This window comes from Anabaena sp. CCY 9613, assembly GCF_963920895.1.
Taxonomy (GTDB): domain Bacteria; phylum Cyanobacteriota; class Cyanobacteriia; order Cyanobacteriales; family Nostocaceae; genus Cyanocohniella.
In genome coordinates this window covers 45018-62508 of record NZ_CAWUDE010000001.1, presented here as the reverse complement: position 1 = coordinate 62508, position 17491 = coordinate 45018, and the positions used below count along the sequence as shown (strand labels likewise).

Annotated in this window: 18 protein-coding genes; 8 read left to right on the top strand and 10 right to left on the bottom strand. The window is 37.3% G+C overall.

Features of this window, described 5'->3' with window-relative positions:
- Positions 1-90: 90 nt before the first annotated feature.
- Both ACM0OT_RS00240 and ACM0OT_RS00235 read right to left on the bottom strand, forming a co-directional pair.
- Complete coding sequence (locus ACM0OT_RS00240; protein ID WP_414561719.1) at positions 91-465, bottom strand: hypothetical protein; 375 nt, start codon at positions 463-465, stop codon at positions 91-93.
- Between the two features lie 8 nt (positions 466-473).
- The gene (locus ACM0OT_RS00235) at positions 474-968 is read right to left on the bottom strand and encodes a hypothetical protein (RefSeq protein WP_414561717.1); all 495 of its coding nucleotides are present in this window, start codon (positions 966-968) and stop codon (positions 474-476) included.
- A 209-nt stretch (positions 969-1177) separates the two neighbouring features.
- On the opposite strand from ACM0OT_RS00235, the gene ACM0OT_RS00230 reads away from it, so the two are divergent.
- Genes ACM0OT_RS00230 through ACM0OT_RS00220 form a run of 3 tightly spaced genes read left to right on the top strand, consistent with a single transcriptional unit; the run spans position 1178 to position 2082 of the window.
- Positions 1178-1390, top strand: a complete 213-nt coding sequence (locus tag ACM0OT_RS00230; protein ID WP_414561715.1) for a hypothetical protein — start codon at positions 1178-1180, stop codon at positions 1388-1390.
- Positions 1391-1438: 48 nt separating this feature from the next.
- Positions 1439-1681 carry a DUF2281 domain-containing protein gene (locus ACM0OT_RS00225; RefSeq protein WP_414561714.1) on the top strand — a complete coding sequence of 81 codons (243 nt, stop codon included), beginning with the start codon at positions 1439-1441 and terminating at the stop codon, positions 1679-1681.
- Positions 1678-2082: a type II toxin-antitoxin system VapC family toxin gene (locus ACM0OT_RS00220; protein WP_414561712.1), complete on the top strand. Its 405-nt coding sequence runs from the start codon at positions 1678-1680 to the stop codon at positions 2080-2082. Before ACM0OT_RS00225 ends, ACM0OT_RS00220 begins: the two co-directional genes overlap by 4 nt.
- A 222-nt stretch (positions 2083-2304) precedes the next feature.
- Here ACM0OT_RS00220 and ACM0OT_RS00215 read toward each other — a convergent pair whose 3' ends face one another.
- Positions 2305-3060: a nucleotidyl transferase AbiEii/AbiGii toxin family protein gene (locus ACM0OT_RS00215; RefSeq protein WP_414561711.1), complete on the bottom strand. Its 756-nt coding sequence runs from the start codon at positions 3058-3060 to the stop codon at positions 2305-2307.
- Positions 3057-3293: a hypothetical protein gene (locus ACM0OT_RS00210; RefSeq protein ID WP_414543376.1), complete on the bottom strand. Its 237-nt coding sequence runs from the start codon at positions 3291-3293 to the stop codon at positions 3057-3059. Before ACM0OT_RS00210 ends, ACM0OT_RS00215 begins: the two co-directional genes overlap by 4 nt.
- A 229-nt stretch (positions 3294-3522) precedes the next feature.
- Here ACM0OT_RS00210 and ACM0OT_RS00205 point away from each other — a divergent pair, with 229 nt between their 5' ends.
- On the top strand, positions 3523-3984 hold the full coding sequence (locus ACM0OT_RS00205; protein WP_414561708.1) for a DUF29 domain-containing protein: 462 nt from the start codon (positions 3523-3525) through the stop codon (positions 3982-3984).
- 31 nt (positions 3985-4015) lie between these two features.
- Here the strand turns inward: ACM0OT_RS00205 and ACM0OT_RS00200 are convergent, their stop codons facing one another.
- The 3 genes from ACM0OT_RS00200 to ACM0OT_RS00190 all read right to left on the bottom strand — a co-directional run bounded on the left by ACM0OT_RS00200 (position 4016) and on the right by ACM0OT_RS00190 (position 10224).
- Positions 4016-5170: a hypothetical protein gene (locus tag ACM0OT_RS00200; protein ID WP_414562223.1), complete on the bottom strand. Its 1155-nt coding sequence runs from the start codon at positions 5168-5170 to the stop codon at positions 4016-4018.
- Positions 5171-5691: 521 nt separating this feature from the next.
- Positions 5692-9780, bottom strand: a complete 4089-nt coding sequence (locus ACM0OT_RS00195; protein ID WP_414561706.1) for a glycosyltransferase — start codon at positions 9778-9780, stop codon at positions 5692-5694.
- A gap of 45 nt (positions 9781-9825) precedes the next feature.
- Entirely contained in the window at positions 9826-10224 is a 399-nt protein-coding gene (locus ACM0OT_RS00190; protein WP_414561704.1) for a tetratricopeptide repeat protein, read from the bottom strand.
- 869 nt (positions 10225-11093) lie between these two features.
- Between ACM0OT_RS00190 and ACM0OT_RS00185 the strand changes: the two genes are divergently transcribed.
- The 3 genes from ACM0OT_RS00185 to ACM0OT_RS00175 all read left to right on the top strand — a co-directional run bounded on the left by ACM0OT_RS00185 (position 11094) and on the right by ACM0OT_RS00175 (position 14452).
- Positions 11094-13307 (top strand): phosphoketolase, encoded by a 2214-nt coding sequence (locus tag ACM0OT_RS00185; RefSeq protein ID WP_414561703.1) that lies wholly within the window; start codon positions 11094-11096, stop codon positions 13305-13307.
- A 183-nt stretch (positions 13308-13490) separates the two neighbouring features.
- Positions 13491-13679, top strand: a complete 189-nt coding sequence (locus tag ACM0OT_RS00180) for a hypothetical protein (protein WP_414561701.1) — start codon at positions 13491-13493, stop codon at positions 13677-13679.
- Between the two features lie 134 nt (positions 13680-13813).
- Positions 13814-14452 (top strand): DUF2326 domain-containing protein, encoded by a 639-nt coding sequence (locus ACM0OT_RS00175; RefSeq protein WP_414561699.1) that lies wholly within the window; start codon positions 13814-13816, stop codon positions 14450-14452.
- 24 nt (positions 14453-14476) lie between these two features.
- Here ACM0OT_RS00175 and ACM0OT_RS00170 read toward each other — a convergent pair whose 3' ends face one another.
- Entirely contained in the window at positions 14477-14893 is a 417-nt protein-coding gene (locus tag ACM0OT_RS00170) for a type II toxin-antitoxin system VapC family toxin (RefSeq protein WP_414561697.1), read from the bottom strand.
- A complete protein-coding gene (locus ACM0OT_RS00165; protein ID WP_414561695.1) occupies positions 14890-15126 on the bottom strand; it encodes a DUF2281 domain-containing protein in 237 nt (78 codons plus the stop codon). Before ACM0OT_RS00165 ends, ACM0OT_RS00170 begins: the two co-directional genes overlap by 4 nt.
- A 175-nt stretch (positions 15127-15301) precedes the next feature.
- On the opposite strand from ACM0OT_RS00165, the gene ACM0OT_RS00160 reads away from it, so the two are divergent.
- Positions 15302-15517: a hypothetical protein gene (locus ACM0OT_RS00160; RefSeq protein ID WP_414561694.1), complete on the top strand. Its 216-nt coding sequence runs from the start codon at positions 15302-15304 to the stop codon at positions 15515-15517.
- 76 nt (positions 15518-15593) lie between these two features.
- Here ACM0OT_RS00160 and ACM0OT_RS00155 read toward each other — a convergent pair whose 3' ends face one another.
- Complete coding sequence (locus ACM0OT_RS00155; RefSeq protein ID WP_414561692.1) at positions 15594-17252, bottom strand: fasciclin domain-containing protein; 1659 nt, start codon at positions 17250-17252, stop codon at positions 15594-15596.
- Positions 17253-17491 lie beyond the last annotated feature (239 nt).

Below are 17491 nucleotides of genomic sequence, written 5' to 3'. Positions count from 1 at the left end.
GTAGTGTTCGCGTAGCGTCTCGTAGAGAGGACTTTAGTCCTCATCTTTTCGGAAGTACTGAAGTGCTTACTACGAACATGATATTTTCAATTACGGTTTGGGTGCAGGACTTGGATGTTTACCTGCATAGTAGACAATGACTTTTAACTGTTCTTCATCAGGAACGTAAAATACTCTGTCCCCTTTGCTTACCTCGTATTCCCATGCACCTTTGTAAGTTTTACCCTTCAACGGAAAAACACGCCCAGGTTTTCTGGTTTTTGGTACAGTAGACAAATCTTCATAACAACGAAGAGTGTTTTCAGGATAGCGCTGCATTAAATCCTCCCAGTCCCGGTTTACTCGACGGTTTTTGGCTACTACTAACCAAGTATTTTCACTCTCCGATAAGACTGGAACTGTCAGTTTAACTTCTGGTGGATTTACATTCTCTACTGTTGAATTTTCTGGAGTACTGTCTGACATAAGAAAGCTTACACAGCACTTTGAATAGACGGTTTGGTTAATGGTACTTCATCCGTTTCAGCACCAAAAGCAGCTTTAAGTTCAGGACTAGCAACAGCTATAGCGCTTTCTCGCCATTCATAAATAAGAGCATCAATCATATCCCATGTTGTATTGGAAGAATCTATTAACTGAAAAGTCTCACTTAGTTCTTGAATAAAGTCTTGCAGTTCATCCGAGTCAAAAACACTTAACCACCCGTAAGGATGTTCAACATTAATTTCTTTTCCTAGCAACAAATCATAAGCAAACTTTAATGCCTCAATAATGACTTTACTCTGTGTTGCTGCCTTTACAAGAAAAGTTACTTCTTCACGCCGCAACAAAGCAAAAGATTGGTCATTGCGAGTAATTGTGATTGGACGTTCTAAAGCTTTATCTAGAACTCTCCCTGGTTGACGATTCAACTCAGTGGCTGTAATTAGCTCATCTGAGTACATATTGCCAAAGTTAGCTATAGACATACGATATAGGTTTTCAGTCAAGGCTAATTATTGTATATACGTATAATTGTACGTATTATTGAGATAGTTTCAATAGAGATTTGGGTTGAAAGCTCGTAGTGTTCGCGTAGCGTCTCGTAGAGAGGACTTTAGTCCTCATCTTTGCGGAAGTACTGAACTAATAAATTCTGGTAAAATAAATAAAATAGTAAGGCATCATAAACATAAACATGGAAGCGCCTACTAAAAAACAAACTTTATTAAAAGAAATAAATGAACGGCTAGAACAAGCTTATGAAGGAACTTTAGAAGAAGTTTTAGAGTTACTAAATGTTAGTGAACTTGAAGACGAAGAAGATATTAAAGATGCAATTATTGAATTAGAAGATGCACAAATAAATGGTACTGTAACTTGGGAACAATACCAGCAACAATTAAAATAGTGATATATCAAATAGAATTTATCCAATTATCAGAGGTAGGTAGTCAAGATGATTGCAGAACAAGAATTATTAAGCAAGTGGCGTTCCCTTTCACCAGACAAACAAGAGGAAGTTTTAGATTTTATTGAATTTCTTCGTATGAAAACTTCTGTAAATAAAACTCCATTGGGAGAACGCTTACGCCAAATTCGTTCTAAAATTATTGATTCTGGTGAACCTTTATTAAGTCGAGATGAAATAGAAAAAGAAATTGCTAGTCGTCGTGGGGGAGTACAAGAAACTGAGGCATGAAGATAGCTTTTATCGATTCGGGAGTGCTAGTAACTGCGGCGCGTGGTGTGGGAGAAGATTCAGAGAAAGCTTTGGAAGTTTTAGCAGATTTAAACCGTGAATTTGCTTCGAGCGAATTTATCAAAATGGAAGTAATGCCTAAAGCAATTTACAATCGAAAAACGGCAGAAGCTGAATTTTATGAATCATTCTTTAGTGCCGTCACTTACTGGGCTAATGATATAGAAGAAGTAATACAAGATGCTTATAACATCGCTTGTCAGCATGGTTTAGCTGCTATGGATGCTCTGCATATTGCGGCTGCTTTGTCAACTGGTGCAGAGGAATTTTTGACGACTGAGAAAAAAACAAAGCCTATGTTTAGGATATCTAGTATTAATGTAATTTCTATTTTTGATTAGTGAAGTATCTTCCTGCCATGCCAAACGAAGCATAGATATTCTGCCCCCAAAAAGTAGTGCAGAGACTATGATATTAGTATCAATTACAACCCGTTGACAAACCATTCTAAACCCTCAACACAGGTTTTCTCATCAAAGATACGGTCTGACTTTGAATGATTCGTTCTGCAATGGGTGATGTATAGGCTGATTTGGAACTATGCCGATCTAATCTCAGGACATTTAAGATTCTAAATCCTCAAATATATCGTGCTGTTCTTGAAAAAGCCTTAGAGTGTGGGATAAACCTAAATCTTCTGCTAATAAATCAATACCGTCAATAATTTTGGGGATCTGAGCTTTATCAACTTGTAGTCCCACAAAGAATTTTTCTCTGTAATTTGGTCTTGACTGAAAGCGTTGTATTGCTATGAACAAAGGACGCATGACCTCATAGGCTTTCTCGGCTTTATTAATTGATATTGGAGGGATTGGAGATTGTAATCTGAGAACTGCTAGATCAATTAAATCTCTCGCTTCAACGCTGTCATCCATGAAGCGGTCGGAATTTGACAGTAGTTTAGAAGTAAAACAGTCATAGAGACTTAAGCAAGGAACAGGCGACCACTTGGGATATCTTGGCGGGTCAGGTTGGAAACGAGTTTCCGCAATAATTTCTGTTTTGATAGGCACATCATCTACAAAAACTATCATCCTGATTCCATATTGGTTAGTAGTACCACGTCCAATTTTGATTTTACTCAAATCACTAAATAATGCTTCATACCCACCATCAAATACTACTTTACGGAGGTATTTGTAGCCTTCTGTACCAACAGAAGCAATAAAATCAATGTCGTTACTCCATCTGTATTCTTCAAAATCAAGAGCAAGAAGAGTCCCACCACCGAAGTAAGCAGAACCCTCAAGAAGTACTTCAGAGTCTAAACATTCAAGAATCGTGAGAATTTTATTATGGTGTTCTATTCTGAATGTCATAAATCAACTTGCAACCAGGATTTATACCTTATAGCAAGCTTTTTGAGGAAAGCAAGTTCCTCACCTTCAAGGTTGTTAAACAGTGTACGATATGTCCAACCACGCTCGTAACGACTTAGCATTTCTTCTAGAGTAAACCGATATACATCTGCTGTTTGCCAACAGATTGATTCCAAAAAGGGTAGTCTTTTTGGGACAATAACATCATTAATTGTTGGTCTTGAGGTTGTCATAACTTTAAATTTTATGTCTGATATAGAAGAATTCACGCAGCAGTAGAGAAAATTATCGTAAACAATAACTGCTTAAAAGCTCGTAGTAGGGAAAGCCAACCAGAAAATATAATAATAGGACTTACGCCATGAATTATGTTAATCTTTAAATTAAGGGCGATTATTAGTATTATGTGATGACAAATACATCATTATAAATGACAACTACTAACAAAGAGGAATGTATATTATGTTAAACATAACACAAAATTACCTACAACAACTGCATGAAATTGACGATTATCTTTGGCTGGAAGAAACTATTAAACTTCTAAAAACCAAAAACTTAGAAAATTTGGACATAGATAATTTGATTGAGGAGTTAGAAAGTTTGGGAAGAAATGATTTAAACAAAGTTAGAAGTCTTTTAAAACAAATTATTATTCATCTTCTATTGTTAGAATATTGGCAGGAAGAATATGAACGCAATTATCGGCATTGGCAAGGTGAAATAATTGCTTTTCGAGATGATTTAAACAATAGCTTAACCACAACATTAAAAAATAAGCTAGTTCAAGGATTAGAGTCTATTTACAATGTTGCTGTTAAAATTGTCAGTACAAAAACAGGATTATCTAAAAATCTATTTACTCCCTGTTGTCCCTATTCTTTAGAACAATTATTAGATGATAACTGGTATCCTAAACAATAACTGCTATTGTATTGGCTGAAAGAGTGAATTATTAACCAATTTTTACATTTTTTTTTATAACAACCTGTTTATAAAACTCCTCTAGACCTTTCACACAAACTTGATCATCAAATAGACGATCCTTATTTTTCCTCATTTTTTCAAAGATATCATTTCTCCACTCTCGATTTAATCCCAAATTAACCGCAATTTCAATATATTCTTGTTCATTACTAGCAATAGTATCTGTGACACCGATCATTTTTAAAAAACTATCAGTGTGGCGACCGCGCATAAATTCCCCTGGACAAGTAACAATGGGAAGATTACAGGCTATGGCTTCTAGGCTAGTATTACCACCAGACCAGGTAAAAGTATCCAGATAAACATCTGAAAGTAAGTTAATCATTAAATAATCTAGCCGTTCTGGAATGCTAAGAAATACACAGTAATTTTTAAAGTCTAAATCAACAGCAGCAAAAGCACGTTTTAGACGTTGTTGCAGCAACCCACCACGCAGGAAGACAAATTTAGCTTGTGGCACACGGCAAGCAATTTCTGCAAAAATAAAATCGTATTGTGGTAAATATTTAAAAGGTGCTTGGCAGCATAAATAAATAACTGCATCATCTGATAACTGATAATCTGCACGACTTTTAACTATTGGCGGAATATAAGGTTTAGGGTAAGAAACACCAATATTAGGTAAAAGAATTAATTTTTCTGAGTAATGTGATTGAGCATTTTCCGCTTCCATTAACTCGCTAGATAAGAAATAATCAATAGTGGGTAAGCCTGTTGTTACCGGATGTCCCCAAGCTGTACATTGCACAGGTGCTAGTCGCAAACCTGCCATTTGCATAGTTTGTGGGTTCATACCAATTTCTGGAAAAACTAGAATATGTAGCTTATCGGCAATTATTTGTTGACAAACAGCGGATAAGTTATGGGGAATGTGGTGAAATACATCACTATATTCTTGAAATTGCTGAGTTACTGGATCTGAATTGTCTCCTGTGTAGTAACAATATATTTCAAATTTTTCATGGTTACAGTAACGCAGCCAGCCAGTTAACCATAAGGTTCCACTATAAGAATCTAGGTAATTGGAAGCGTAGCCAATCCGAATTTTTTGATTTGGCTGAAATTTAGGCATAGATAAAGGAACTACCCATTGGGGAAAGTTAGCCGCCATAATTTCATGCACTAACTGGCCATACTGACGCTGTAATTCAATATCATTTTGTGCTTGAAATGACAAGTAAAAGTTAGTCAGCCTACCTATACCTGCTAAAGCATTATTTTTCTCTTCAGGGGTTTTTAGAGATGTCTGTTGAATTAATTCTTGCAGTCCTTGAGTATAGCGTTGGCGATAGAAGTTGATTTCTTCTGGGTTGTCGTAGATTGATGGAACTGTTAAATACTTAAGAATTTGAAAAGTGTAATCATTAAGTAAAGATTTACAGGCGTTTTCGGCATAAGTGATTGCTTCTTGAATACGCCCACTACGCCGCAAATTAATAATTAACGAGAAATGTAAACTACCATCTGTAGGGTGAACTTGAATCCCTTGCTGGAGAGTTTGAAAATATTCATCCAGCAAGTTTAAATGCCTATAGCATTCACTTAATCGCCCATAAATTTCTGCATCACATGGTTGCAATTTTAGCAGTTCTTGAAAATGAGCGATCGCTTCTTTCCATTTGCCTTGAGAGTAAAGCTTATTGCTTAAGCAAAAAAAAACTGTTCGTCTCTAACTGGAATTAAACTTTCTAATTCATAAGTTGTAATATTTTCTGCTTTCGCTCGAATTATTCCATTTTGGTCTTCATGCTCTAAAATAATTCTGCCGTTGATGCGAGGTAGCAAAGCTTCCCATTGAATATCTGCTAAATCTGGCACAAGAGAGATTGCTAATCCTTCGGTAATATCTAAATCTTCTTGCATCAAAATATTCATTGCTACACTAGATAAAAATAGTTCGGCATCTTCTACAGCAATATTGTTGGTATTAATTAGTAAAGTAGTCTTTTCACTATCAGGATGAGTTGCTACTACCTTAAGAACTTGCTCCAACTCTGAACCGAGTGCATCTTCTGGTTGTGACCAATCAGGGAAAATAATCAAATTAGTTTCTTTAAGATTTAAACTCAGAAGTGTAGCTTCCACTAAGACTGAACTGACAGTTTCCGCCATCTTTGACCAGGAAAAATTTTGTACTTGCACTAAACCAGCAATAATCAATGCTTGACGAAAGCTAGGTTTTTGCACTTCACAGAGGGCGTTTGCTAGTTCATCTACATCGTCATCATTTACATATATTGCTGCTTCTCCTGCAACTTCGGGAATTGAGGCATTGGCACAAGTAATGACAGGACAACCACAAGCCATTGCTTCAATTATCGGCATCCCAAAACCTTCATATTTAGAAGGATAAACCAACGCTACAGCACCAGAATATGCTATTGCTAACTCTTCATCGCTAAGTTGCAGTGTATGAACTGTACTACCTGATGTATAAGCTCTAAATTCAGGTGATAATACACCACCAATTCCGGTCAAGATAATGTCAAATCCAGAACTGCTGGCAAGTTGAGCAAAAGCCTGGAAGAATAACATACTATTTTTATAACCACCACCAGCACCAACTAATAAGAAGTAAGGTTTGGTAATACCATACCTAGTTTTGAAATCATTAATTTCTTCAGGATTGGCAGGTGAAAACTGAGCATGAACACCACAATGGGCTACAGTAACAGTATCTCTTGGTATATCTGGGAAACATCTAGTAAGGTCATGCGCCGTATTTTCTGATATTGCTATGTAACTAGATGCTGCTTGGATAGCTTGATGCTTTTCTCTCCACATGGGATTATTCATATCCCATCCCATAACTTCTGGTATCATGTCATACGCCATGAATACAGAAGGTGTGGTTATAGGGGTAGTGTAGTAAGAAGAGATAAATAAATCTGCGCCTTCTTGATCACACACTTGCTGTAGCATTTCCCTATCAGCATCAGTATTGTTATAGTCGTAAGGGGGAATAGTGAGATAATGAATCCCATTAATTTGAGGTGCAGTATTAGCTCTATCTAAGACTAAGATATGACTAGCAAAATCAGTATTTGCCCATTGTTGTAATAAGCTTTTCCAAACTCTAGCTATTCCTGTAGCATATAATTGAAAAAATATTCCATCAATGATTATTGTTGGTTTCACTCTGACACTAAAAATCAAGTTAAGATAATTCTTTATTAAATCTAAGTCTCTGCTTTTATTAAACTTTAATACACTATCTAAGTCCTTAGTATATTGATAATCAATAAACTTTAAACCATCTGCTGTAAATAGAATATTCCAAGGACGGATATCAGCAACATTATCTATATATTGCAGTCTGTCAAATTCGGTTTCAATTTTCTGAATACAAGTTTCATAACTTGGCATCAAAATTTGTCCAAGTTGAGCAACATCAGAAAGCAGTACACCCGGAATTGTTTGAATATCTTGATTAAGATGTGATTTGTGAATCACTAATCCTTGTATATCCGCTTTAAGGAGATAACTACGAGGTTGTAAAGGATAACCGATATAGGGAAAGATAGATTCTCTTTGGTAATTGGGAGAATCAGCATAATAAAATGAACGTTTTAAATGAGCATCACAATGTGTTTTTGCTTCATAAGGCATTTTGTTAAACACAGGTTTAACTTGACTAATTTTTTCTAAAGTTAATTGTTGTTTTAAAACATCCTTACCACAAACTCTTGATTCATCCGGGTGAGGAAGTTCCATAATAAAAGATTTGGAAATATGATTGAGATTTTTTAAGAAATCTTCCGCATCTTGAATATGGTGTAAAACTGATAACAAAAGAGTAACGTCAAAATAAGTACAAGCTTCAATCGCTTTAAGTAGCCATTCGGTTGTTACTTCAGAATGAATTAGAATTATGTTATTTACACCTTCGAGTTTAATTAATTCTTGTTGTAAACGTGCATAATGGTATTGTTTCTCTATACTTACAAATACATTATCAGGAAATATTTTAGCAATATTAATACTAAAAAAACCTACATTGGAACCAATATCCAAAATAGTTTGATTGGGTTTGATATAACTTTTGATTACTTCTAATCTTTCAAAATCGTTTCCTCTAACTCCTTCTCTGATTAATTCTCCATTCAAATAAATAGATTGATAAACTTCAGGTAAATTATCTATTAGCTTCTCTAAAGTAGCCAAAGTATCTGGATCAATTTTTGAAACTTGATCATTATATTTTTTAAAACCACGAGCATATAATTGTTGATAGTTATCTATAATTAATTCAAATCCATTATCAATCAAAAATTGAGATGAAAATTTTGCTTTACCTCCTTCAGGTAAATCAGCGTCATCAAGTAAAACTATACATTTTTCTTTAAGTTTTGGTAATGCAGCTTTAATTTCGTTTAGTTGTTTTAAAGATGCTTTATTTTCATTTCCAGGTGTTGAATCATAACCATCTAAATACAGTAAGTCTATTTTTTCTGAAAAAGTATTGAGAAATATTTCCGAGTCTTGTATATAATATTTAATCCAAGGTTGATATTCTCCAGTTGCTTTCATTGAGTATTCAATGGCCTCTGGTAATATATCTACAGTGTGAACTGTACCGCCAAATTTAGAGCAATATTCACCAAATTTATATGTGGAATGTCCGCCACCTTTGTTGTTATCTCTTAAAGTTCCAATTTCAACAATATTGATATTGTTTGTTTTGAGAGAATACAATAATTCTAAAGCATTATACATACTTGAAAAGCGCCTTCTAAAAGTAGAATCTAGTTGCTTTTCATACTTGGCAAAATATTTTATTCCCTTTTCTTTATCTAGTTCTTTGTTAATTAATTCTATATCTATTTTATTCCAGTATTCTTGCTGTGGAAGTACTTTATTAAGTTTGCTTTGCATATTTTGCATAAAAGCATAGTAACTATTAGCGTCAGGATACTGATAGTATTGTTGACACATACTCCACATAGCATCTTTTTGAAAAATATGAAAATTTGGATCGTCATGATTATCATACCAACCCAATAGATTATTGTGCATTACAGTAGGAACTGTTTGCTCAAATAAACCATACTCTACAGCTAAACCATAAATATCATGATCAGAAAAGGCTAAATCTTGCTCGTGATTAAACAGTTGATTAATATTTCTATCTAAATCTGTATTTGTCTCTAGTCTTCTCCATAATTCATTCACATTTTTAGTGGAAAACAAAACAACTCCTGAAATATGTCTTTTATAGTGACTGGAATTGGCATACTCCATTATGCCCTTACATTCAGGTAAGAAACTCAATAAATAAGCAGCTCCACGATACATTTTATAATCCCAATCAGACTTTCTTATTGCGGGAATCCAATAAAAACTCCTTGGGTTTCCTGTCTGAGGATCATAAAATTTCTTTTCATCCCAATTTGCAAAAGGAAAAACTTCTGCATCGAGAATAACTACTTGATTGGATGTCATAAATCTATCAATACAATGACGTATAAACATAGATTTATACCATCCAAAAGGTTTATATTTTTGCTGCCATGTTACTTTCGGTAGTCTCCGAGACAAATCTATATCATTTTCATCAATATATGTTGCCCCTAATGCAGTAAGTAATTTAACTTCTGTTGAATTGAGATTACCTACAACTACTATTTCTGAAGTTGTTTTATTTCGTAGGTTAATAATGAGAAATTGGGCCGGCAAAAAATGTTCACGAGAGACTGTAATCAAATAACTTAACTGAGCTTTAATACTATTCATAATAAATTATGTTGATTGAGTTTTTATTGAAAATACTAAGCAGTTCTAAGGGCGATCGCTCTCTGTTTGTCGTTTTTTAATAGTGTCTAACATCACCTTGTAATCTTGCCGATCAGGGTGCAAACTAATCAATTTATCCAATGGTTCCATCGCACCTTTAAAATCTTTCAATTGCACTCTAAGCAAAGATAATTTCTCCAATGCAACTTGATTTTCTGGTTCTTTTTGTAATACCAACTCATAACCCTGGGCTTGTTGTTGCAATGAAGGCTCAACAGATACAGGTTCTGCTTGGGGGCTTTGCATAGCTCGTTGTATCATTGGAACTGCTGCAAACACAGTAGAACCAGCAAATGAAATAATTGATATTATTGCTAAACGCTGCTTTCGTCGCTCGTTTTTCTTCTGATGGGCAATGACATAATCTTCCCCTGAACCAGCCATGTTTTGTTGCTTCCTGTGGAAAATACTTAGATAATGTAAGCCTCTAGTAAAGAGAATACCCACAACATCACAGGAACTATCATTTGGATTACAAATTTTTCACACAATTTAAATGCTGACTAAAAACGAAGGTGATGTGAGGCGACATCAGTACATTTATACTGAAAAACTTCCGTTTAGAGTCAAGAATCTCACCGCCCGCGCGCAGCAATGCCCGTAAGGGCTGTAGGCGCAGAGGAGGCGGAGAAAAAATTTTAGCAATACTTTTTAATTCACCATAAAAATGCGGCGATCATAACTGCCTTTGATAATCAAGCGATCGCTCGTCTTAATTTAAACAATTTAGTTTTCTCTTTAGCTGACTAATTCAACTAAAGCATCTAAGTGAAAGCGGACTACGCATGAAACTGAGCAACCACGGTAATATTCAGTTGTGAATACTGAAAGAGTGATATTGGTCTGGCCAGGATCTACAATCTGCTTGACTTTGCAGATTTGCATTTTGTTCTTGCAGTAGGCAACGATGCGATCACCGGCCTTGATATCCAACGCTTTAATTTTCAATTTCTACTCAACCTCATCAATGTAAGAAAAAACCTACTGCTACGCTTGATTCGCTTACACAGTTGGTAATATGTATTCAGTATAGCATAAAAATGAGAGACAAATTATATCGAAACAAAAATATTATGTCAAGATTATTTATACTCAAAGTAACTGATAATTTTCAGTTTTTGCTAGGCACCGATTGAAAGTACTTATCCTCAAGTTGTGAAAAAGCAATCAACTCTAACCACCGCAAAGATGTAAAATTTTTGTTAAATTCATCAAGCATCTACAGTTTGCCCTCTTTTTATAAGGTATTCAGCATGACCGCAATGACATCAAAGGCATCTTCAGCGCTTCCTCATTTTTGTGAAGGGATTCAATATTTTGGTGAGGCGTTACCCAGTTTTGACACTTATGGTGCAACACCTGCCATAGAGTTGGGCAAAGGAGCGATCGCCGATCCCACAGATCCCGCAGCGGTCTATCAAACTTTGCTTGCTGCCGATGCCCTCCGCTACCTCACCCTCCAAGTCACTGGTAGTAAAGCCTCTGGACACCCTGGTGGTTTTGCCAGTCAAACAGAAGCCTATGCAGCGCTGGTCATGCTGGGTCACAAAAATATTATTACCGAAGTGGGACACCATGCCCCTGGATTCTATAGTGCCATGTTTTTGGATCGTTCTTTAGAAGACATGGGAATTTTTACCGTCCAACAATTGCGCGATCGCTTCCGCGAAAAACATGGTCTTTTAGGACACCTCTCTGGTTATATTCCCGGTATTCTGGCACCAGCTGGCCCCCTCGGACAAGGACAACACTTTGCCATGTCTGCCGCACTGCTGCATCAAGACAAATTATTTCCCTTTACTGTAGGCGATGGTGGATTAGGTGAACCCTACATCATGAGTGCAATGGCACATTTCAACACTGCTTATCCCAGTGTCACCAATTTCTTACCTGTGTTGGTGTGGAACGGTTATAGCCAAGAACACCATAGTATGGTATCTCTGAAAACTAACGCCCAGATGAAAGCATACTGGCAAGGTAACGGTTTTGCAGAGGTGGTATTAGTTGATGCCAAAGACTTTGATGACCAGAACCAACCAGGAGATTACGTTGATAGTACCGCTTTTTCCTTTGAGCAACGCCTAGCCTTTACCAAAGCTGTACTCTTGGGTATGGATAAAGCAGCCCATTCAGCCCTAAACGGTCAGTTAACTGTCTTCATCATTAAACAACTCAAAGGTGCCGGAGTCCACGCGCGGGGTTCCAAATCTCATAACCTGTATCCCAAAGATACATTAGATGCACCTCATATGATCAGTGCATTACAAACCCGTGCTTTACCTGTGGAAGCTTGGCAATTAGTCCGCACCAACGCCGAACGTGCAGGCGGAGGCCCAGCCGCCAAAACAGTAGTCACAGAATTTGAATTACCATTACCAGACTTAGGCGAATTGCCATTAGAAGAATATGCAGTTGGTGGTGATCCCAAAGTTTCCACAACCGCAATGGGTAAATTAGTGGGAATTGTCGGTAACAAAGATAGTAAATTCTTAGTCACCAACGCCGACGGTAACGAAGCCTCAGGAATTGGCAACATCAACCAAGCACTCAAAGTTATTCACCCCACAATTGATGATTTATATAACCAAGCACCAGACGGACAAGTTTACGAACCTTTGAGTGAAGATGCTTGTGCAGGTTTAGCGGCTGGTTTAGCGTTAATGGGTTCTAGAAGCTTGTGGTGTTCTTACGAATCTTTTGCCATCAACGGTTTACCAATTTGGCAAACAGTCACCCAAGCAATGGCAGAATTACGCCGTCCTACACCTTCAACTATTACATTATTTACTGCCGGCGCATTAGAACAAGGGCGTAACGGTTGGACACACCAACGTCCAGAAATAGAAGCTTACTTTGCTTCGTTGATGCGAAATGGCAATGTTTTCCCATTATTTCCCCCCGATGCTAACAGTATCCAAGCTTGTTATGACTGGGCATTAAAAACTAAGAATAAGGGAGTTGTGATTACAGCCAGTAAATCACCGTTACCAATTCGCACAACTTTTGCCCAAACTCATCAAGGTTTACGTGATGGTGCAGTATTGTTGCATGAAGTTCCTGGTGATCAACAAGTTGTGTTTGCAGTTATTGGCGATATGACATTAATGCCAGTATTTGAAGCAGCTGCATTCTTAGAAACAGAAGGTATTGGCGTGAAGATAGTTTCTATTATTAATCCTCGCCGTTTATATCGTCCTGATGATACCGCTTGGGAAACTTGTTCAGAACCCGATGCTGGGTTTATGGATGATGCCAAATTTGCTGAATTATTTGCTGGTAATGCCTTAATTGGTGTAACTGGTGGTGCAGCCGCGATGTTAGAACCAATTATGTTACGCAGTAATTGTAAACGTGATACTTTCGCCTGGAAGCGTGGGGAAACTACAGCGAGTGCAGGTGAGTTGATGGCGTTTAATGGATTGACTGCTGAGGCATTAACAAAGCGGGCGATCGCGTTAGTGCATTAATATTCTATGTAATTGAGATATTATCTCCCTGCCCATTTTCAAAAAGGGTAGGGATTTTTTACGTTTTAAATACTGAGGATATTCTTTAATTTGACTATGATAATTCAGGATTTTACTATTTTTAGGTCTAAAGTGCTACAGTAATTTTCATACTTAAGCCAACGTAATAACTCTTAGACAGTGATGCCTTCAAACTTCGACCTAAGACTTCAACACTTAGAAGACAACATCAGACAAGACCAAGATTTGCTAAAAAAGTATGAAGATTCCTTGCGATATGAAGATGACCCACGTCGCCAGGCTAGGTACAGCAGAGAAATTGAGCAATTGAGGGAATCTGCTAATCGTTATCGCAAGGAATATGATGAGTAGAAACATTTCATAGCCGACTAATAGAAAATCGTAGAGAATTTTTAGGCAGTGAAATTCAGCGTCTTAGAAGGGAAATAGCTTTTAAAGAAAGTTTTATTAGGGAAAAAACTAATGAGCGTGCTGAACTATTGGAAGTGCTAAAGACACATGGAGCTTTAGAAGAGTACACAATGCTACAAGAAATTTATCTTGATAATGTAGCCAACCTCAATGAAATTAATAAACGCATAGCGGAATTAAAACAATTTGAGGAGGAAAAAAGTACCTTAAAAATTGAAAAAGAACGGTTACTTCAACGCGCACGTCGTGATCGTGAAGAACGTAATGAGCAAGCTGAACTTGCTATTAATTTATTCAGCACTAACTCTCGATTTCTTTACGATGTTCCAGGAACACTTGTTATTAATGTTGATGATAATGGCTTTAGTTTCCGAGTAGAAATTAGACGTGATGGTAGTGAAGGGATAGATAAAATGAAGATATTCTGTTATGACCTAATGTTGGCACAACTGTGGTCAGAGCATGATACTTCACCCCGGATACTAATTCATGACAGTACGATTTTTGATGGTGTAGATGAGAGACAGGTAGCCCTGGCTTTACAACTAGCTGATAGAGAGTCAAGGAGACTTGGTTTTCAATATATCTGTACATTAAATTCCGATATGGTTCCTCGCTCAGAGTTCCCTCTAGATTTTGATTTTGATTCTTTTGTCAGACTTAAACTTACTGATGAAAGTGAGGAAGGAGGTTTACTAGGTATAAGTTTTTAACGAAACGGAATAAAAATTTTTACACTAAGGCATAATTACGGGAATAACTTGATTTTTATTTCGCCGATAAACTAGAAAATCACTATCAAAAGTTAACAAAAAACTATTTAAATACAGTTCAGACATACGCACCAAACAAGCATCAGCCAAAGACATCGGTACAGAATGATACGTTTTGATAAGTTCCCCAATAATTGCAGCTTCTTCATGAAATTTAAAAGGTATGTCAATCACTCCAATCTTGACCAAATTGATTATAGCTTCTTGACCACCATAAACATTTCGCAATATAAAACAAGCTTCTGAAATAACAGCTTCACAAGTTAATAAAGGTGGTTCAATATTAGCCCATTGTGCTGTTACCCATGTATGAAAATTATCACGGCGATTAATTGCAGCAACCAATGGCCCCGTATCTAGCAATACACAACCCCTCATCATGAACCGTAACCATCCAAATAATTTTTATTGGTAGACAAATCATTTGCTGCTTCCACACAACCAATGTATTCTTGAGCCATAATCAAAGCCGAAATACCTGAATTTTGGGGTTGATTTGCTAACCCTTCTTTGTGGATTTTCGCTAGTAAAAATTCTACAAAATCCAGCGCCTCTTGTTGCCTATCAGGAGGTAATATCCTTACCTTGTCTATGATGATTTCTTCAATACTCATTTTATTTGTCCTTTGGGAAAAATAAATATAGAGTTTAAATTTTATCATATAACACTAACTTATAGGGCAAAATTGATATATTTATATCATCTCACCCTAAGTACCCGACTCACCTTAATATCAAAATAACGAATAGCAGAAAATTTAAAATTTAACTTGTGCAGAGTGAAAAAAAATGGATGCAGATAAAAAGTCAGTTATATCAACAATAAACGTACAATCACAAGCAGATGCGGAACTAGAACGCAAGTTGCGAGAACTCAAGTTTAAACAAGAACTACGAAAAGATTGGATTTTATTTATTGTGCGGGATGTAGTGATTTTTCCTGCCGCGATCGCCTGGATTTTTGCTATTACTGGCTATTCTCTATTTTTACTCATCAATAAATAAGATTCCCCTCCTCGCTGGCTAGCGAAAAGGGGTTTTATCTTTGCCTAAGCAAGCTAAGTTTATGTGTCGGCGTTAATTAAAAGTTGTAACCAATACCCAACAACAGACCGACATCCGTGCTATCTAGAAAAGCTGCATTTACTCCACCTGTGACTGTAAAGCGATCGCCTAAAGGCACATCTACACCACCTGTTAGCAATAAACCAACATCAGAACCGTCTCCAGTCTCAATAGCTACACCTGCACCCACGTAAGGCGATATAGCAAATTGTTGTCCACCCAAGGCATCGGTAGCACGGGGGGAAAAATCTAAAGTTACGGGAACCAAAAACATTGTATCGTCACCAAATATTACCGATGGCCGCACCGAGATAGTATTTGTCAGTCCAACTTTGCTGATGACGGCAAAATTACTTTCACTGAGTGTCCTATCGCCAGCAATACCAATGTTACCAGCAACCCCAACATAACTAGAACCACCACGGGTAGCTGTCCCTGGCTCTACCCCAGGCGTGGGTTGTGCTGCTGGGGGTTGTTGAGTAACTCCCAGATTAGGTGGAATCAAGACTTCGTTAATTACATGAATTACACCATTGCTGGCTTGGACATTCGGCTGAATCACATTGGCTTCGTTGACGGCAATTTGATTTGTAGCGCTGTCAATTTGAATATTTACAGGTACTTCTTCAAAGGTTTTCAATTCTCCAGCTGAGAGTTGATTAGCAGTTAATTCACCAGGAACCACATGATATCGCAAAATCTTAATCAGTAATTCTCGGTTCTCTGGTTGCTGCAACTCTTCTAAAGTACCAGCAGGCAAAGCGGCAAATGCTTCATCGGTGGGAGCAAAAACTGTATAAGGGCCTGGTTGTTGGAGAATAGTCGTTAAACCTGCTGCCTGCAATAAAGCAGTTAAGCTGGTAAAAGACTCACTCGCTGCTGCTAGAGAAACAATATCTTGAGCAGTTTGAGTATCACCACCACCCCTAACTATATAATTAGCGGCTGGAATATTGGTCGCTAGAGCCTGCATTTGTCCCTGTCTGACTAAAGCTTGATACAAAATTGCCGTTGCTTCGGCGCGAGTCAAAGGTTGTAATGGATTAAGTCGATTGACATTCGGATAGTTGACGACAATATTGGCTTGTGTAGCAGCCGCGACACTATTTACAGCATAATTAGGTATGGCTGAGGCATCTGTAAAGTAAGTGTTAAGAACACCTGAGGGATTTTCCCCAGCTTGCAAACCCAAACCATTTGTTAAAGCAACGATCGCCTCAACCTTGGGAATTTGCTGATTTGGTAAAAACACATTCCCCGGATAACCTGACATAAATCCAGTTTCGTAGGCTTCTTGAATTGCTGAAGCTGCCCAAAAACCCGCAGGAACATCTGTAAACCCACCTGGGCTGAGTTGTCGCACTGATTGTCTGTCGAAAGCCCTTTGAATCATGGCGGCAAATTCAGCCCGACTTACAGGTTGATTTGGTCTGAAAGTCCCATCAGGGAAGCCAGAAACAACGTTTCTTTCAGCTAGTGCTTGAATAAATGGACGTGCCCAATAATCTGAGCCAATATCCGATAAGTTAATAGTTGAAGCGGGTGCGGGAGTCGTAGGAGTGGGAGTTTGAGCTGAGGCTGTCCCAGAAATGATGATGGGATTTACTGCGGCTAAGGTTACTCCTAAAGCTAGCAAAGTTGTGCTTGCTGATGACCAACGTAAGAAACTAATCATGAAAATATCCTCCACAAAAAACTGTAAAACACTGTAAAAAATTTTGGCTCGCCAAGGGTAGATACATTAGTATGCGGTTAATATCTATGCTCCAAATTCCGAAAGTATAAACGGGAAATGTTAACTCTTAAAAATCAAAAATTATGAGAAGACAATCATTGTTCCTTAATCATGGGCAATAAGTAAGAGTAAGGACATTTGATAGCTATCTTGCTGAAATGAACGAAAATAGCTTACAT